Raw genomic sequence first — 17680 nt, 5'->3', positions numbered from 1 at the left:
TCTTTTTACGACTATGGTCTACCGCTAATCCCTTTCTACTACTGTGTCTTTAGTGCTAATGTTAACAACAGATAAATACAAGGATGCATGTCGTATGAACTTCCCTTACAGAAACATTGTTATTCTCACTGGAGCCGGAATATCCGCTGAGTCGGGCATTCAAACGTTTCGAGCGCAAGATGGTTTGTGGGAAAACCATAAAATTGAAGACGTCGCTACACCAGAAGGCTTTCAGCGTGATCCTGAGCTCGTCCAGGATTTCTATAACCAAAGACGTAGAAAGCTACAAGATCCGTCCATTGCACCTAACGCAGCACACCAAGCGTTAGGAAAGCTTGAAGAACTATTGGATGGAAAAGTCACCGTGATTACCCAAAATATTGATAACCTCCATGAGCGCGGTGGAACGCAAAATATCATTCACATGCATGGTGAGTTGCTTAAAGCACGCTGCAGCGAGTCTAACCAAGTTGTAGACTGCTCAGACGATATATTGGCGGGTGATTTATGCCATTGCTGTCAAATGCCTTCGCAAGTGCGTCCTCATATCGTTTGGTTTGGTGAAATGCCGCTGAAAATGGGTGAAATCTACGCGGCGTTGGAAGAGGCTGATTTATTTATCTCTATTGGCACTTCGGGTGTTGTATACCCAGCCGCTGGTTTTATTCATGATGCGAGAATGCACGGTGCACATACTATCGAAATTAACTTAGAGCCGAGCGCGGTAGAAAGTGAATTCGAAGAAAAGCGCTACGGAAAAGCAAGCTTAGAGGTGCCTAAGTTGGTAGAAGAATTGTTGAGTACTCCAGATGCAATGAGGGCTCAGGCTTAAGGTTTTCTTTATTGAGGCATCGTTACTCATGTAGCAAGAACTAAAAAAGCGGGACAATGCCCGCTTTTGCTTTTTCATGTGATGTTACTTAAACCCAAGTTCAGGTAATTACATGTTTACTTTCAGCTTTTGGAAGTACTCTTCGTAAAGCGTGCTCGCTTCACCAACTTCATCTTGCCATTCACCTTTTTCCATCACTTCTTGAGGTGGGAAAATACTTGGATCATTTGCAAACTCTTTAGGCAAAAGCGGATACGCTGTTTTCACAGGAGTAGGGTAGCCAATCTCAACCGCGATTTTCGCAGCATTCTCAGGACGAAGAAGGAAATCAATCATCTTATGAGCGGCTTCAACGTTCTTAGCGCCAGAAGGAATAGACAGGCTGTCCATCCAGAAGATGGTGCCTTTTTCTGGCCACACAATATCAATTGTCGCGCCTTCTTGGCGTGCTAAGTAAGCAGAGCCATTCCAAAGCATACCTAATGAGGTTTCACCTGCTAGGTATGGATTAGCAGGGAAATCTGAATTAAATACCAAAACATTTGGCATCAGTTTTTTCAGTTCTTCATACGCCGCTTTGATTTCGTCTGGGTTTGTTGTGTTAGCGGAATAACCCAGCTTGGTAAGGGCAATGTGGAACACTTCACGTGAGTCGTCCATCATCATCAACTGGCCTTCCCATTTCGGGTCCCAGAAATCTGCCCAGTTTTTGAATCTCGACTTGTCTAGCATGTCGGAATTGATGCCGATACCTGTCGCGCCCCAAATATAAGGAATAGAGTAGTCATTACTTGGGTCAAAAGACTTATCTAGGTAGTTAGGATCAAGATCTGCAAAGTGAGAAAGTTTCTGCTTGTCGATTTTTTGCAGCATCTTCTCTTTACGCATTTTGGAAACAAAATACGTTGAAGGCACAACCAAGTCGTAGCCAGCACCTTGAGTTTTTAACTTAGCGTACATGCTCTCGTTAGACTCGTAGGTAGAGTAGATAACTTTGATACCCGTTTCCTTGGTAAAGTCTTCTAGAACCTCACTTGGGATGTATTCGGACCAATTGTAGAAGTACAGTTCTTCGTCTGCAGCAAAAGCGTTGAAAGAAAGGATAGATGCAGCACTGATAAGACCAGCAAACAGTCTAGAGCAATTTTTCATTTTTTCCCTTTATCTGTTAGTGGGAGAGATTATTTCCAGCTCAACTTATTTGATCTGGATCTCACTCTCAGAGTTAAGTGGCAGAATTGTACTCCAGTTTTTAACGAATGAAAAAGGGCAATCGAAATTGCCCTTACAAATCGTGTTCAAACGATATTTTATTGACCAGCTTTAAGCTTCATAAAGTACTCTTCATACTTCACTGTCTTGTCGCCAACCGCAGCCTGCCATTCCACGCGATCTAAATCTTCTTGAGACGGAAAGAGTGGTGAGACATCTTTAAACTTCTCGTTGGATTCCTTTACTGCCGTTAAGTAACCCGCATTCTTTGAAATTTGCTCTGCGATTTCAGGGCGAAGTAGAAAATCGATCATCTTATGCGCAGCATCGACATTCGTTGCCCCTGAAGAGATTGCAAAATTGTCCACCCAGCCAATACCGCCTTCTTTTGGGAACACCAATTCCAACGGCAAGCCTTCTGCCTGTGCAGCGGCAGCAGAGCCATTCCAAAGCATACCCACGCCAACGTCCCCTAACAGGTAAGGGGATGCTGGGTTATCTGAGTTAAACACCAACACATTTGGCATGAGTTTTTGCAGTTCTGCATACGCTTCATCGATCTGTTTTTCATCGGTAGTGTTACCGGAATAGCCCAATTTGCGTAACGCGATGTGGAACACTTCACGAGTGTCATCCATCAACATCAGTTGACCGTCCAAATCGGAATTCCATAGATCGCCCCAGCTATTAAACTGACTTGCATCGTACATGTCCGTATTCACCGCTAAACCCGTAATCGCAACAACATGAGGAATAGAGTATTCGTTGTTTGGATCGTAGGGCTTGTTTAGATAATTGGTATCAAGCTTGGTGAAATTAGAAAGCTTCGACTTATCGATTTTTTGCAACATACCTTCGTCTCGCATCTTAGAAACGAAGTAGGTTGAAGGTACGACCAAATCATAACCTTTATTGTGTGTTTTCAGCTTGGCATACAAAGTTTCGTTTGACTCATACGTTGAGTAAATCACCTTGATACCCGTTTCATCGGTAAACTGCTTTAAGAGGTCGCTAGAAATGTACGGCCCCCAGTTCATGAATACCAATTCATCATTTTCGTTCGCTTGTACTGACTGAGTCAGTAAGGAAAGCGCACATGCACTACCAGCTAAAAAAGTAGCCCATTTTTTCATTAACGTTAGCTCCAAACTAATCGAGATAAGAAAACAGCGCAGTCCTATACTGCGCTGTCGAATAAATACAAACTGGTGTTATCACACTAATTTACTTTACTTTTTCTCTTGCTAGCAATTGTGAAATCACAACCAATACAAGAGATACCACCAACATCACAGTTGCCAATGCGTTCACCTCTGGCGAAATACCGACTTTCACCATTGAGTAAATCTTCAATGGCAGGATTTCATAAGTCGGTCCAGTAACAAATGAGCTGATGATGACGTCATCCAATGACAAGGTAAAGCTAAGCAACCAACCCGCTGCAACTGCCGGTTTGGCTAAGGGCAATATGATCTGCTTCAATATAACCCATTCACTTGCTCCCAAATCTTTTGCGGCTTCCAACATTTTCACATCGAATCCATTGAGACGTGAATACACTGTCACCACCACAAATGGTATACAGAAGGTAATATGAGCAAAGAAAAGGGTAAAGAAGCCCAATTGCACACCCAAAACCAAAAACAGTGCTAGTAAAGAAATTGCCATCACAATATCTGGCGACATCATTACGATGAACAACAAGCCATTCACCATACCTTTTCCTTTAAACCGATAACGGAAAAGGGCAACAGCCGTCAGGCTACCAATGATGGTGGCTGCGGTTGCTGAAAATACGGCAACGTTTAATGAGTGCCACGCTGCTTGCATTAAGCTGTCGTTGTTAACAAGCGCCTCGTACCATTTGGTAGTAAATCCACCCCATTTCATGCCAAATTTACTGGCATTGAAGGAATTGACGATCAGCACAATGATTGGCAAATACAAAAACGCGTACACTAATGCCATAAAGCTAAACTTAATTGACTTGCCCATCAGCTTAGCTCCACTTTTTTGTTCAACAATTTCCCAGCCCTATAGTAGGCGTACAACATGATCGCCATAGCGACAGTGAGCGCGATGCTGGTTGCTGCGCCAAATGGCCAATCACGAGCATTTAGTACCTGGCTCTTAATGACATTACCGATCAGCAAGTTTTTTGCGCCTCCCAGCAAGTCTGAAATATAGAACATGCCAAGCGCTGGTAACAACACCAACAAACAACCGCCAATGATGCCCGGCATCGTGAGTGGCAATACCACTTTGAGCAAAGTTTGCAGTTTGTTTGCCCCAAGATCTTTTGCCGCTTCCAAGTAGGTGTCATCCAATTTTTCAATGGCCGAATACAAGGGTAAAATCATGAATGGAAGCAAGATATACACTAATCCAATCATGACAGCCGACTCGCTGTACATTATCCGAATGGGTTTATCGATAATATCCAGCGCCAACAAGCTCTTATTTAAGATGCCTTGCGTACCTAACACAATTTTCAAACCGTAAGTGCGAATCAGTGAATTTGTCCAGAATGGTACAATCACCAAAAACAGCATAAACGGACGCCATTTCTCGGGCATTTTTGCCACGATGTAAGCAAACGGGTATCCAATCACCAAACACAGCAGTGTGGCGACAATCGCCATATAGAACGAATGCCACAATACTTTAAAGTAGAGTGGGTCCGCTAAACGGGCATAGTTATCAAGCGTGAACGTCATCTCAATAAGGTTTGCTTCGTCACGCGTTAAAAAGCTGGTTCCGATGATCATGACATTTGGAATCAGCACAAAAATGACCAACCATCCGACAATCAGACCGATGATCATTTTTTGTAGATTAAAAGCGCTATGCCATTTCAGTGAGTTTTGAAAATTAAACGTCTTGTTCATCTGCCAGTACCACTTCCCAGCTTTCAACCCAAGTTACGGCGACTTTTTGACCCAATGAATGATCAACATCTGGATCATCTTCATTGAAGAATTCGCTTACCATCACACGCATGCCCGATTCTAGTTCAACAACCGAATCCAATGTCATACCTTTGTAGGTACGGTCGGTCACATGGCCAACAATGCCCTTGGTTTCACTTTCTTTAATCTCTTCCAGTCTTAAGTCTTCAGGGCGAAGCAGTACTTGGAGTTTATCGCCAGTTGCTACTGCCTCATCGTAGTAAACAATGGACTCAACACCCTCTATTGTCGCTTTGATGCGTTTGCTATCGATACGCTCGATTACTTCTGCATCAAACACATTGATCTCGCCAATAAACTTGGCAACGAACAGGTTTTTTGGCTCTTCGTAAATCTCACGTGGTGAGCCATCTTGTTCAATCTTCCCATCTTTCATCACGATGATTCGGTCAGACATGGACAGCGCTTCTTCTTGATCGTGAGTAACAAAAACAAACGTAATACCCAATTGGCGCTGAAGCTGCTTTAACTCAACCTGCATTTGCTTACGCAGTTTGTAATCCAATGCAGACAAAGACTCGTCCAGTAGCAGCACTTTCGGCTTGTTTACTACTGCACGCGCAATCGCGATACGTTGCTGCTGTCCACCAGAAAGCTGGTGAGGTTTGCGTGCAGCCATGTGATCCAAACGAACCATTTTTAACGCTTCGATAACTCTTGGTTCAATATCCGAAGCTGGCACTTTCTGCATACGCAACCCAAAGGCAACGTTGTCAAATACCGTCATATGAGGGAACAGGGCATAACTTTGAAAAACCGTATTTACATGCCGCTGTTCGGCAGATACTACCGTGACGTCCACATCATCAATTTGGATGCTTCCTTGGTCACAGGTTTCAAAACCTGCAATCATCCTCAGAACCGTTGTTTTACCACAGCCTGAAGGACCTAAAATGGTCAGGAATTCACCGTGATTCACGATTAAGTTGAATCCATCAATGATTTTTTTACCATCGAAGCTTTTTTCAATGGACGCTAGCTGAACAACATGATTTGGCTTTTTCAATGTCTGTATTTCTCCTATTAAAAGCCAGTACTGGCACGACCAGAACGTTGGTGGAGTAGGGAGCGCATAATATGCCTCTATGTGAGGTTCTCAAAGCATTTTCTTACAAAAAACTAAAATTTTTTCGGCATTAAAATTAGCCATTTATCACACAACGATTTGTACTCTTTTCACACAGATTTCCGAACGCATAAAAACTGGAGTTTCATAGCCAAAACCTACGCTTTACCTAAAACGTGAACGCTGCGCGATCGACCCGTTAATGGCTTACCGCCACACATGGATTCACTGAGGTTATAGCCGGAATTTTCATGATTTGATGGAATCTGAATAAAAGAATGAATAAGAAAGTGCAATTATTAGGCAATTGATTCTAAAATTAAACAGATGTTGCAATCTTGCTTTTAAGACGGAGCAACTCCCACGTATAATCGCCGTATTTTTCAACGCTCACCATAGAGTGGGTGGTATGAATACTGAGAACGTTATTTGGTCACACTTTTGACCCGGAAGTACATATGAATAATGAAATAGTAAAAGATTTCAACTTAGGGGGGAGCATAGAACAGGCTCTTTCCGGACAATACGAACTGAAACCAGGCGAAGTGATTCAAGAAGCTTGGAAGTATACGATGAAAAACTTCTTTTCATTTTCCCCCGCGATCGTGGCTTTGATTGCGATACAAGCCTTAATCTTCTTTATTGCCTTAAAAATGCAACTTGGCGACCCAACCGTGTTGCTCACTTTGGTGCAAAACCCGCAAGAGGCTGACCCACAAATATTTCAGTCCATCTTTTATGCCAATTTTAGCTACGAGTTAATTAGCGCGCCGCTATATGCTGGCATTAGCTTGATGGCCATGAGCCACTCGGCAGGTTTGCGCACTAAGTCTCGTCACATGGCGAAAGGGCTTCAGTACACAATCCCGGTCATTCTCGCGACGGCGTTCAGTATCTTGTTACAAGGAATCGCGGGGCAGCTGCTTCCATTTCTATCAATCTATCTCACCATAGCATTTAGCCATTCTATTTTGCTTATCTGTGAGAAACGTATTCCTCCTATGCAATCTTTGCTGTTGTCTTTTAGAGCGGTAAATAAAAAAATATTCCCAATCTTTGGTATTTACTTTGTGGTTGGCTTGATGTTCTTTATCGCAACCATGCTTTACGGGATCGGATTGATTTTTGTGGTGCCTTTCTTCTTCCATGTGAAAGGCATTCTGTATCGCAACATGTTTGGCATCCAACTTAAAATTGTTGCTTCAGACATTCCAACTAAACCTCAACAAGGTTCGAATAACTCCGGTACATTTGATGCTTAAAACCCCTTTAAAACTTGTCGCTGCTGCGTTTTTCGCCGCAGCGTTTTTGTTTCCATTTTTGGAAAAAGAACCCCAAACCGAGCCTGCTGAAGAGGTGGTTTCTAAACCTTTGCCAAGCATGGGTAAGAAACCTGATTTCGCCGCGATAACAAACGTGAATGAAAAGAAATTGTCATTCTTTGGTTTTCTAAACCCTGCGATTGCGATAGAGAACCACCGCGTATTACAAGAACGCCAGTTTTTACTTTCGATGAAATCCAAAGGCAATAATTCTCGCAACGCAGAAAAACACCGGCAAAGCGCGGAAAAATTAGCGAAAGCCTATCAGTACGCTGTGCCTTCAGAAGGCATTACCGAAGATTGGCTCAACACGATGTTGTTGCGCGTCAATGTCCTTCCTCCTAGCCTTGTGTTGACACAAGCAGCGAACGAATCCGCTTGGGGAACGTCTCGCTTCGCAACCAAAGCGAACAATTTTTTTGGTCAATGGTGCTACAGAAAGGGCTGCGGTCTTGTACCACTAAGAAGAAATGAAGGAGCGACCCATGAAGTCGCAAAATTTGGTTCAGCACAAGATTCAGTTTCAGCGTACTTTATGAATGTAAATCGCAACCGAGCATATGCAAAACTTCGCACCATTCGTTCACAACTTGAACAATCTGGACAAGACCTACAGAGTGAGAAGACGGCGCTCGCATTGACACAAGGATTAAGTCACTATTCTGAGCGTGGTCAAGCGTATGTTGATGAATTACAAGCTATGATCCGCCACAACAATAAATATTGGACTGAGTTCGGAATTCAATAATGAAAATTACCCCTCTAATTGCTTTTGCTGTTTCGCTAGGCTTGGCACTGCCACTTCAAGCTCAAGAATACATGTTTACCTATTCGAAGTTGTACTCTCAAATGAAGAGCAACGCGAGTGAAGGGCACGACGATGTAAAAGTCGGTCTGTTCTTTGTAGACGCAGATTCTAAAAAGCTTTGCCTACTCGAAAAAGCATGGATGGAAAAAGGAGAACATTACGAAGAGTTTGATACCTCAGGCTACGAGCTAAAAGTGCCCATTGATCAGAATTTGAAATCGGCGAACCCTTTGGTTTTTGTGCGTACTGAAAAAAACAAAAGATGTGATTTCTCTTTGGTTGTGATGGCAAAAGAGCAGCTAAGTGGATCAGTAAAATACGAAGATATTGAAAAGCTACTGCCTCAAATGCAGGTGATGCTAGAAGACTTGGGCGGGATGTTTGCTAGTTGGTTCACTCCAGATGTGGAAGGCGTTACGCTGGAATTTGCCGATAGTCTTAATAGTGAAATTGCGCTTCCGAATGGAAAGTCAGTCGAGATCGTTAATGGCAGAGCATACTTTGCGCTGAACAACCTCAAGAAAGGCGAGAGCTTTACTTTGCCAGCACAAACCACAAGAGTCCTACCTTACCTTCCTAAAGCAGACTAGATTCAATACCTCTAGATTCAATACCCAGTGATTCACTCCAGCTTACGAGTTGGAGTGGAATCTCTGTCCTACAAGGCTTTGCTTCCTAAATGCTGCCGGCGAGATTCCTTCCTGTTTTTGAAAGGCATCATAAAACGCAGAAAGTGACCCAAACCCGCTGTCTAATGCGATTGCTACAATTTTTGTATCTGATTCCGCTAACAACATTTTAGCGTGATACATTCTGAGATCGGTAAGGTGCTCTTTAATGGTTTTACCCAGTAGTTTTCGAAACAAGGTCATTGCGTAACCCTTAGACACCCCGATATCTTGTGCGACGTCTTGCAAACCTATGGGTGATGAAAAATGCTCACTGATAAAACGCAACATAGATTCGAAATGAAGAATAGCTTTGCCTCCAACAATGGTTTCACTGTCGACTTTGTTACGATGTAACATCGTATTCCACCCTTCATTAGCAAGGCGCAGTAAGCGAGACTCGACTTCCAGCCCGTGTAGCCTACGCCAATTTGCATTTCGATTTTGTTCCTCTGCCCAGCGCTCCACTATCTGATGATCGAGCAGGTTGGATTCTTGTGTACACACCACAGCACCGCTTAACACTGCGTCTATAAACTCCGGAGGCAAAGACCATTGCAATAATTGCGACAGCGATATGTACACGTTTGTTATTCGAGTTGCGCCATCAACGGATACAACTCGATGGGGGTTTGCTCCCCAAAACAGAGTAAAACACCCACTTTTTAATTTGACCTCTTTTCCTGAAAAGGAATATGTCATCGCCCCATCATGTAGATAATTCATTTCAATAGAGGCATGGTGATGGTAATAAGACGCTTCAAAGGCTCTGGGTTTTATATCTTCCACCACAATCCCGCAATCTTTCGGGTAATCAGGATCTTCCACCCGATAGGTACTGGAATATTCATGAGAGGGGATCGACTGCTTCATTGTATAAAACCTATTATGTTGGGAATTAAAAATCACGTTTTAAAACTTGGGCACTCATTCACTTTGTCACTAAGAGAAGGTGTCAGCAAGAATAAGTTCACTTTCCGGAAGTTTTGTTTGTATTTTAGGAAGTATCTGTAAGTTTGTTAACCAATAATCAACGTATACCAGCATGAACAGGGATGACAAAAGTGAAAGATTACCCAAAAATCGCCTTTATTGGTGCCGGATCTACGGTGTTTATGAAAAACATTGTCGGTGATATTTTACAACGTGAACGCTTGCAAGGCGCTCATGTTGCATTAATGGATATCGATCAGAACCGTCTAGATGAATCAAAAGCGGTCGCCAAAAAAATGATTTCTACACTGAAGTGTGATGCGACTCTCTCAACTCATCTAGGTCAGAAAGACGCGTTAAAAGACGCTGATTTTGTGATTGTCGCTTTTCAAATCGGTGGTTATGAACCCTGCACAGTGACCGACTTTGAGATACCAAAAAAATTTGGTTTAGAGCAAACAATAGCAGATACACTTGGCGTTGGTGGCATCATGCGTGGGTTGCGCACCGTACCTCACTTATGGTCGGTATGCGAAGATATGCTTGAAGTGTGCCCTGAAGCGACACTTCTTCAATATGTAAACCCAATGGCAATCAATACTTGGGCAATTGCGGAAAAATTTCCCCAAATCAAACAAGTAGGGCTTTGTCATTCAGTTCAGCATACCTCTGAGAGCTTAGCTTCTGACCTGCAAATACCTATTGATAAAATTCGATTCCGTTGCGCGGGTATTAATCACATCGCATTTTTCTTGAATTTTGAAGAACGTTTAGAGAATGGTGAATACGCTGACTTATATCCGAAACTGCTTGAAGGCTATGAGTCAGGTGTTTACCCAAGACCCGAAAGCCAAGAAATGCCTCGCTGCAAAAATCTGGTTCGATACGAGATGCTTAAGCGTACTGGGTATTATGTAACCGAAAGTTCTGAGCATTTTGCAGAGTACACACCTTGGTTTATTAAATCGGGTAGGGATGATCTTATTCATAAATTTCAAATCCCACTAGATGAATACCCGAAGCGATGCGTAGAACAAATAGAGCAATGGCAAGAGCAATCCAAAAAGTTGTTATCGGAAGAAACCATCGATCTAGATAAAAGTAACGAATATGCCTCTGCAATCATCAATGCAGTATGGACAAACGTTCCTGAAGTCATCTATGGGAATGTGCCCAACAAAGGTCTCATTGATTCACTGCCTCAAGGTTGTGCTGTGGAAGTCCCTTGCTTGGTCGATGCCATGGGAATTCAGCCAACAAAAATAGGCAGTTTGCCCCCTCAGCTAAACGCAATAATTCAAAGTAGTGTGAACGTTCAGGTACTTGTTGTTGAAGCGTTGATGACGGAAAACCCAGAGCACATATACCATGCAGCAATGATGGATCCGCACACGGCAGCAGAATTGGATCTAGACCAAATATGGCAATTAGTAGACGAACTTAGAATCGCCCACGGCGATTGGTTACCTGAATGGGCAAGAAAATAATAATAAACATAAAAAAGGGGCTCTATACGAGCCCCTGTAATTTAGCTGTTCTTCAAATTATATATTTGTTACATCTAGCTGTAATTTCGGGTCAAACTCTACCGCATCTTCATCTGAGCTTTGAACCGCAGGCATGTCTTCTTTATCAAAGCCAATATCGCCTCCGTTGATCACACCTGAGTCGCGATTGATTGTTTTAAAATCAAAGAGTTCGAAATCAGCGAGATGGCTAGGGACAACATTCTGCATTGCAGTAAACATGGTTTCAATACGACCAGGGAATTGCTTATCCCACGTATTCAGCATGTGTTTAACGTTTTGACGTTGAAGGTTTGGCTGAGATCCACATAAGTTACATGGAATAATTGGGTATTCACGCATCTCAGAGTACTTGATGATGTCTTTCTCGCGGCAGTACGCCAGAGGACGAATTACGACGTGTTCGCCATTGTCAGACACCAGTTTAGGTGGCATACCTTTTATCTTTCCACCGTAGAACATGTTTAAGAACATGGTTTCAAGAATGTCGTCTCTATGGTGACCTAAAGCTATCTTTGTCGCTCCGAGCTCTTTGGCTGTGCGATACAAAATACCACGGCGAAGGCGAGAACAAAGCGAGCAAGTAGTTTTTCCCTCAGGTACTTTGTCTTTAACGATTGAGTAAGTATCTTCTTCAACAACCTTGTACTCAACACCTAAACCCTCTAAGTAGTCAGGTAAAATATGGTCGGGAAAACCCGGTTGTTTCTGATCGAGGTTAACAGCCACCAGTTCAAAGTTAACTGGTGCGCTTTTTTGCAAACTCATTAAAATGTCGAGCATCGTAAAACTGTCTTTACCACCTGACAAGCACACCATAATGCGGTCGCCTTCTTCAATCATATTGAAGTCTCTAATGGCATTTCCGGTGTTGCGACGAATGCGTTTTTGCAACTTATTGAAGTTGTATTGTTGAGCTTTTGTGCGCTCGTTACTTTGCTCAGTCATATCCAGTTTTTCTGTTGTTATCTCGACAATAATTTGAAGTGCGTATAATACGGATATCCAAGATAGATACCAGTATTTTAACTGCTATTCGCAGTAGCCGTTAAGCAACTTTCGCAAGTTCATCTTCATACAAACAAAATAGGCAAGCCAACGCTTGCCTATTTGCATGTTCAAACTACCTTGAAGCTTCTGAGGAAATTCAGGTTTCTAGGTGAAACTCACTGATTTGGATCAAGTGGACTAATATAGCCATTAGGCTTTAAAGCCAGAACATCGCAGTTAATTTTATCGATGACGTGTTCAGCAGTATTACCAATAAATACGGCTGATAAACCTGTTCTGCCCGTTGTTCCTAAGATCACAAGACCTGCATCAAGCTCGTCCACTATTTTAGGGATGACTTCTTCCGGTAAACCTTGCTCAACTCGAGTATCACTTTCATCAATACCATGCTTTTGACGTAACGCTTTCATTGCCGTCAAATGATGTCCACGCACTGCGTCGCTATAAGTTGTAGGATCAAATTCCGGTAACTCTATGGTGATATTGGCTGGCGTAACAGGGTAGGCATTGACCAATGCAAATTTGGCGTTTAAACGGCTACTAATGTCTTGTAGCTGCTCTACCATCGTATCGTTTAAATCTTGGTGGGTAGGGTTTTCTGAAGCAACATGTATTGAAGCCATCACGTTGCCATTCACTGGCCAGTCGTGATTTTTTACAAGAAGGACAGGGCAAGGGCACTTACGCAGAATGTGCCAATCTGTCGGTGTGAATATGACAGATTCAAGCACGTCATGCTTACGTGTCGCTTTCACTACTATTTCATGCGCGCCTGCAAACACTTCACCTATGATGGCTTCATATGGGCGATTGTGCCAAACCACTTTAATATCAAATTTCACTGAATCATTAAGATAGGGCTGGGCAACTTCTTCCATCCACGCTTCTCGCTGCTGAATAACGCCGCGTCTCATTGCATCTCTCTCGTCCATCGAAAGCATCGATGTCATTTCATAAGAGAAATCATAAATAGAAAGGAAAAATGTAATATGGCTTTCTGAACGACTGCTTTCGCTCAGCTGAATTGCTCTGGCTAGCGCTGGTTGCTGGTCATTATTGACATCTGCAACAACGAGAATCTTATTGTAAATACTCATAACAGCTCCTTAGAAACCAAAAGGTTAGAGGCTAATCTTAAGATAACTGTAGCTTAAATGAGTAAAAATATTTAGGGAAACTGGAAAATATACGAGAGAAATATGAAGTGGCTCAGAACTGAGCCACTTAGATGAAACTATGATCCAACTATAGAATTAATCGCTTGATACGCCAGCAAGTTCTTGCATCGCATCATGATCTAAAATCGTAATATACTTGCCTTTCACGCTAAGCATATCGGCTTTTTGGAAGCGACCTAACAAACGGCTGATGGTTTCAACGGTTAAGCCCAAGTAGTTGCCGATATCACCACGTGTCATGGTTAAGCGAAACTCTCGAGGACTGAATCCACGCTGAGAAAAGCGAGTAGAAAGGTTGTATAAAAATGCGGCAAGCCTTTCTTCAGCATTCTTCTTAGAAAGAAGTAGGATCATCTCCTGGTCGCCTTTGATTTCATTACTCATCAAACGCATAATTTGCTGGCGAAGCTTAGGCATTTTGCCAGATAAATCGTCTAAAATTTCGTATGGAATTTCACACACCATCGATGTTTCAAGTGCCTGAGCAAAGCTGGGGTGAGAATTATCATTAATGGCATCGAAACCAACCAAATCACCCGCAAGGTGGAATGCAGTGATCTGCTCATCGCCTTGTTCAGTAATGGTGTAGCTTTTGATGGTTCCAGAGCGTATTGCATACAGTGATTTTAGTTCATCACCTGCTTTGAATATCTCTTGACCTTTCTGAATCGGCTTCTTTCTTTCAATGATTTCATCTAGTTGATCGAGCTCAGATTCATTGAGAGTGAAAGGAATACAGAGTTGGCTAATACTACAATCTTGACAGTGAATGGCACATCCACCGGACTGAACTCTATTTGTTGCTGGCTTATTTGAAATCATAACACCCAAACGCTATTTTGATATACATCAATATTTTACCACTTCCTAATACTAAAGGGTAGTGAAAAAAAAGGCATAGAAACATAGAGATGTGACAAATTATGAAAGTAATGAGATTGCATCATAGGCGGTGTAGCTCCCATACGCTAATAAGAGAAGAGCCCCGCACTGGCGAAAAATTTCGTTTCTTTGCCACTTTTGAAACTTAACGGCACTTAAACCAACCAATAACATGGCAGGTAGGGTACCTAAGCCAAATGCAAACATAATAAGTGCACCATCTAAAGCACTACCGGAAACCGCCGCCCACGTTAAGGTTGAGTAAACCAATCCACAAGGCAACCATCCCCATACAAAACCGAATGGAAATGCGTGAAGTGGCGAACGTAGCGGAAGAAGCTTTTTCCCCACAGGCGAAACAAATTTCCATACACCTTGGCCCAGCTTCTCTATTACCAACAAGCCTTGCCACCACTTTGCGATATACAAGGCGAGTAAAATCATGAATGCGGCGGAAACTAACCGTAGATAGGTCAGTGCCAGATTGAAGTCAGAAAACTGAGCGATAGATGAAATGGCACCGCCAATAATTGCTCCGGTAAAGGCATAAGATGATAGGCGACCTAAGTTATAAAACAGCGTGATGAGCAGTGTTCGAGAGGCGTTGGGGTTTCCTACAGCAACGGCAGAAGCAATGCCCCCACACATTCCCATGCAGTGCCCCGCACCAAGAATTCCTATCAACAATGCCCCTAACCAATCTGCCATTTAAGAATTACTCTGGGTCGGTGTTGTGTGGCTTCGGCTTGGCTTTTTCATGCATTTCATCTTCGTCGAACAAAATGTTGTGCCCTTGACGTTCCAAATCTTCAAACTGTTCGCTTTTTACTGCCCATAAGAAAACCGCAACAGCTAGGCATACAAGCAGTATTGCGATGGGGATAAGAATATAAAGACTAGCCATTTTCTTTAAGCAACCTGAGTGAGTTGGTAACAACGATGATTGAACTGGCAGACATTCCGACAACTGCGATATAAGGTGCCACTAGTCCAGCTACTGCTAAAGGCAATATCAATAAGTTATATCCTAGCGACCACGCAAGGTTTTCCCTAATAATTTTGCGTGTTTTGAGGGCAAGTAGACGTGCTTCAATCAATTTATCGAGTTTATCCCCCAGTAACACCATATCAGCAGAAGACTTAGCCACATCGGCACCGCCTCCCATTGCCACTGAAAGGTGAGCACCAGCAAGGGTTGGGGCGTCGTTAATACCATCACCTATCATCAGAGAAACTTCATGATCCTTAAGTGTTGACAAGAACTCCAATTTCTCTTGTGGGCTGGCGCTGGCGACGACCGATTCTATCCCCATTGCGTTAGCAACAGGTTGTGCATTATTCAAAGAATCGCCCGTAAGGAGGGTCGTTTTAATTCCCGCCTCTGCTAATTTTGAAATCAACGCTTGGCTTTGCTCACGGATAGGATCGTGATAGTAGAAAGTAGCCACGTGAGAATCATTGACAGATAGATACACACACGGTTGTTTCGACTCGGTTTCTTGTCCCAATACAAAATTCGCACTTCCGATTTTGCAAGGTTGCCCCTTGTATAAACCAACAATGCCGAAGCCAATTTTATTTTCGACTTGATCCACTTCGATTGCTGTATCTGCAAACGCTTTAAATGCCTTAGCAATAGGGTGGTTTGCATGATTCTCTAGTGAAGCCGAAATCGCTAGACATTCCTCTTCAGAGAAATGGTTACTAACGACTTCGGTGCGATCTATCTGAATATTACCTTCTGTTAGGGTGCCTGTTTTATCAACAACCAAATGATTGACTTTACACAGAGTTTCAAACACATGACCCTTACGAAGAAGAATCCCTAAATTTCCCATACGAGAGGTTGCACATGTGATCGCAGTAGGGGTGGCAAGTGAAAGCGCACAAGGGCAAGTTGCAACAAGTACTGCCAGCATGATCCAGAAAGCGTCCTCTGGTTTTGTTTGATGCCAATAAGCCCATGTACAAGCCGCGACAATCAGAATGACGGCAACAAAGTATCGAGCGACGACATCCGCAACTTGCGCAATCTTAGGCTTAGACATTTGAGCTTCATCTTGCAGCCTGACTATGTTGGAGATCATCGAGTTTGCTTTACTGGTGTTCACTTCCAATTCAAACGACTCTTCGCCGTTTAACGTACCTGCGAACACCGTGTCGCCTTGCTTCTTCACTACTGGAATGGATTCACCGGTTAACATGGATTCGTCAATATGTACGCGACCTTTTAAGATAATGCCATCTGCGGGAACGTGCTCTCCGGGCAACACTCTCACTTGATCGCCGATCGTTAACGTTTTAACTGGGACTTGGGTGCCATCCAACTTCGTTGCCATTGAGGGAATAAGTTTCAGTAAATTTGCACTGGCCGCGGCTGCTTTTCTTCTTGCTCGCATTTCCAAAAAACGCCCGAGTAGCAAGAAGAAGGTAAACATAGTGATTGATTCAAAAAAGACTTCACCTTGCTCTGTCACCGTCGCTACCAAACTTGCCACATAGGCAAAGATAAGGGCGATAGAGACTGGAACATCCATACCCAGCGTTCGCCCTTTTAAGCTGCGCCACGCATTTAAGTAAAACGGAAGTGCAGAATAAAGCAGAACGGGAGTAGCAAATATCAAGCTCACTACACGGAAGTACTGTTTGAATTCTGCGTCTAAATCACCGAACACTTCCAAATACAGTGCCACGGCCAGCATCATTACCTGCATGGTGGCTAAGCCAGCAATGCCAAGCCGGTAAAGATACTGTTTCATCGCACGGTGATAAGACGCTTCTTGTTGGTCCGCTTCAAATGGCGCTGCTTTGTACCCTAATTGGTGTACAGTTGCCAACAAATCACTCAGCTTAGCTTGAGTCTTATCCCACGCTAAAATGGCACGGTTCGTGGTGGTGTTCACTCGAATAGAGAGTACACCGGATTGATTAACTAGCTGTTTTTCAATGAGCCATGCACAAGCGGCGCAAGACACGCCCTCGAGTGACAATGTCACCTCTGATTGATGTTCTGACTGACGAACAAATTCAGATTGAACTTCTTCGTTGTCATAGTGGATGAGGTTTCTAAGCTGCTCTGGAACCAGATCGGCTTTTTCGGCTGGTGCCGTTCTATATTGGTAGTAAGAAACGAGCCCGCTTTCAACAATGGTTTGAGCAACAGATTCGCAACCTGGGCAGCACATTTCACGTTCTTGCCCTAAAATTTCGACTTTAAAATCAGTGTTGGCTGGTACATCTTCACCGCAGTGATAACACTCTTTTGTCATTAAT

At 43.1% G+C, this 17680-nt stretch carries 17 protein-coding genes; 5 read left to right on the top strand and 12 right to left on the bottom strand.

Going from position 1 to position 17680, the window contains the following annotated elements; translation table 11 throughout:
• The first annotated feature begins 94 nt into the window (after positions 1-94).
• Positions 95-832, top strand: a complete 738-nt coding sequence (cobB, locus tag Q8W40_RS05865; protein ID WP_305396280.1) for a Sir2 family NAD+-dependent deacetylase — start codon at positions 95-97, stop codon at positions 830-832.
• Between the two features lie 108 nt (positions 833-940).
• Here cobB and Q8W40_RS05860 read toward each other — a convergent pair whose 3' ends face one another.
• The 5 genes from Q8W40_RS05860 to potA all read right to left on the bottom strand — a co-directional run bounded on the left by Q8W40_RS05860 (position 941) and on the right by potA (position 6037).
• Positions 941-1984 carry an extracellular solute-binding protein gene (locus tag Q8W40_RS05860; protein WP_305396279.1) on the bottom strand — a complete coding sequence of 348 codons (1044 nt, stop codon included), beginning with the start codon at positions 1982-1984 and terminating at the stop codon, positions 941-943.
• Between the two features lie 158 nt (positions 1985-2142).
• Positions 2143-3177 (bottom strand): extracellular solute-binding protein, encoded by a 1035-nt coding sequence (locus Q8W40_RS05855; protein ID WP_305396278.1) that lies wholly within the window; start codon positions 3175-3177, stop codon positions 2143-2145.
• Positions 3178-3268: 91 nt separating this feature from the next.
• Positions 3269-4039 carry a spermidine/putrescine ABC transporter permease PotC gene (gene potC, locus Q8W40_RS05850; protein ID WP_305396277.1) on the bottom strand — a complete coding sequence of 257 codons (771 nt, stop codon included), beginning with the start codon at positions 4037-4039 and terminating at the stop codon, positions 3269-3271.
• Positions 4039-4932, bottom strand: a complete 894-nt coding sequence (potB, locus tag Q8W40_RS05845; protein ID WP_104399770.1) for a spermidine/putrescine ABC transporter permease PotB — start codon at positions 4930-4932, stop codon at positions 4039-4041. The genes potC and potB overlap by 1 nt, the downstream gene beginning before the upstream one ends.
• A complete protein-coding gene (gene potA, locus Q8W40_RS05840; RefSeq protein ID WP_370693365.1) occupies positions 4916-6037 on the bottom strand; it encodes a spermidine/putrescine ABC transporter ATP-binding protein PotA in 1122 nt (373 codons plus the stop codon). Before potA ends, potB begins: the two co-directional genes overlap by 17 nt.
• A 500-nt stretch (positions 6038-6537) precedes the next feature.
• Between potA and Q8W40_RS05835 the strand changes: the two genes are divergently transcribed.
• From Q8W40_RS05835 to Q8W40_RS05825, 3 genes are read left to right on the top strand one after another with little or no spacing between them, the layout of a single operon-like run.
• Entirely contained in the window at positions 6538-7341 is an 804-nt protein-coding gene (locus Q8W40_RS05835) for a hypothetical protein (RefSeq protein ID WP_305396275.1), read from the top strand.
• Entirely contained in the window at positions 7334-8149 is an 816-nt protein-coding gene (locus Q8W40_RS05830; RefSeq protein WP_305396274.1) for a glucosaminidase domain-containing protein, read from the top strand. The genes Q8W40_RS05835 and Q8W40_RS05830 overlap by 8 nt, the downstream gene beginning before the upstream one ends.
• The gene (locus Q8W40_RS05825; protein ID WP_305396273.1) at positions 8149-8799 is read left to right on the top strand and encodes a DUF2987 domain-containing protein; all 651 of its coding nucleotides are present in this window, start codon (positions 8149-8151) and stop codon (positions 8797-8799) included. Before Q8W40_RS05830 ends, Q8W40_RS05825 begins: the two co-directional genes overlap by 1 nt.
• Positions 8800-8841: 42 nt before the next feature.
• Here the strand turns inward: Q8W40_RS05825 and Q8W40_RS05820 are convergent, their stop codons facing one another.
• A complete protein-coding gene (locus tag Q8W40_RS05820; RefSeq protein WP_305396272.1) occupies positions 8842-9750 on the bottom strand; it encodes a helix-turn-helix domain-containing protein in 909 nt (302 codons plus the stop codon).
• Positions 9751-9932: 182 nt separating this feature from the next.
• Here Q8W40_RS05820 and Q8W40_RS05815 point away from each other — a divergent pair, with 182 nt between their 5' ends.
• On the top strand, positions 9933-11297 hold the full coding sequence (locus Q8W40_RS05815) for an alpha-glucosidase/alpha-galactosidase (protein ID WP_305396271.1): 1365 nt from the start codon (positions 9933-9935) through the stop codon (positions 11295-11297).
• Positions 11298-11354: 57 nt separating this feature from the next.
• Here the strand turns inward: Q8W40_RS05815 and ttcA are convergent, their stop codons facing one another.
• From ttcA to Q8W40_RS05785, 6 genes are all read right to left on the bottom strand, one after another.
• Positions 11355-12284: a tRNA 2-thiocytidine(32) synthetase TtcA gene (gene ttcA, locus Q8W40_RS05810; RefSeq protein ID WP_305396270.1), complete on the bottom strand. Its 930-nt coding sequence runs from the start codon at positions 12282-12284 to the stop codon at positions 11355-11357.
• A 218-nt stretch (positions 12285-12502) separates the two neighbouring features.
• On the bottom strand, positions 12503-13444 hold the full coding sequence (gene uspE, locus Q8W40_RS05805; RefSeq protein WP_101113846.1) for a universal stress protein UspE: 942 nt from the start codon (positions 13442-13444) through the stop codon (positions 12503-12505).
• A 156-nt stretch (positions 13445-13600) separates the two neighbouring features.
• Positions 13601-14347: an FNR family transcription factor gene (locus tag Q8W40_RS05800; RefSeq protein WP_101113907.1), complete on the bottom strand. Its 747-nt coding sequence runs from the start codon at positions 14345-14347 to the stop codon at positions 13601-13603.
• Positions 14348-14446: 99 nt separating this feature from the next.
• Positions 14447-15115 (bottom strand): sulfite exporter TauE/SafE family protein, encoded by a 669-nt coding sequence (locus tag Q8W40_RS05795; RefSeq protein ID WP_305396269.1) that lies wholly within the window; start codon positions 15113-15115, stop codon positions 14447-14449.
• Positions 15116-15122: 7 nt separating this feature from the next.
• Entirely contained in the window at positions 15123-15311 is a 189-nt protein-coding gene (ccoS, locus tag Q8W40_RS05790; RefSeq protein WP_370693361.1) for a cbb3-type cytochrome oxidase assembly protein CcoS, read from the bottom strand.
• Positions 15304-17676 (bottom strand): heavy metal translocating P-type ATPase, encoded by a 2373-nt coding sequence (locus Q8W40_RS05785; protein ID WP_305396268.1) that lies wholly within the window; start codon positions 17674-17676, stop codon positions 15304-15306. Before Q8W40_RS05785 ends, ccoS begins: the two co-directional genes overlap by 8 nt.
• Positions 17677-17680: the final 4 nt, after the last annotated feature.

This window comes from Vibrio penaeicida (assembly GCF_030689305.1).
Classification (GTDB): Bacteria; Pseudomonadota; Gammaproteobacteria; order Enterobacterales; family Vibrionaceae; genus Vibrio; species Vibrio penaeicida_B.
This window is presented reverse-complemented; position numbering and strand designations above follow the sequence as displayed.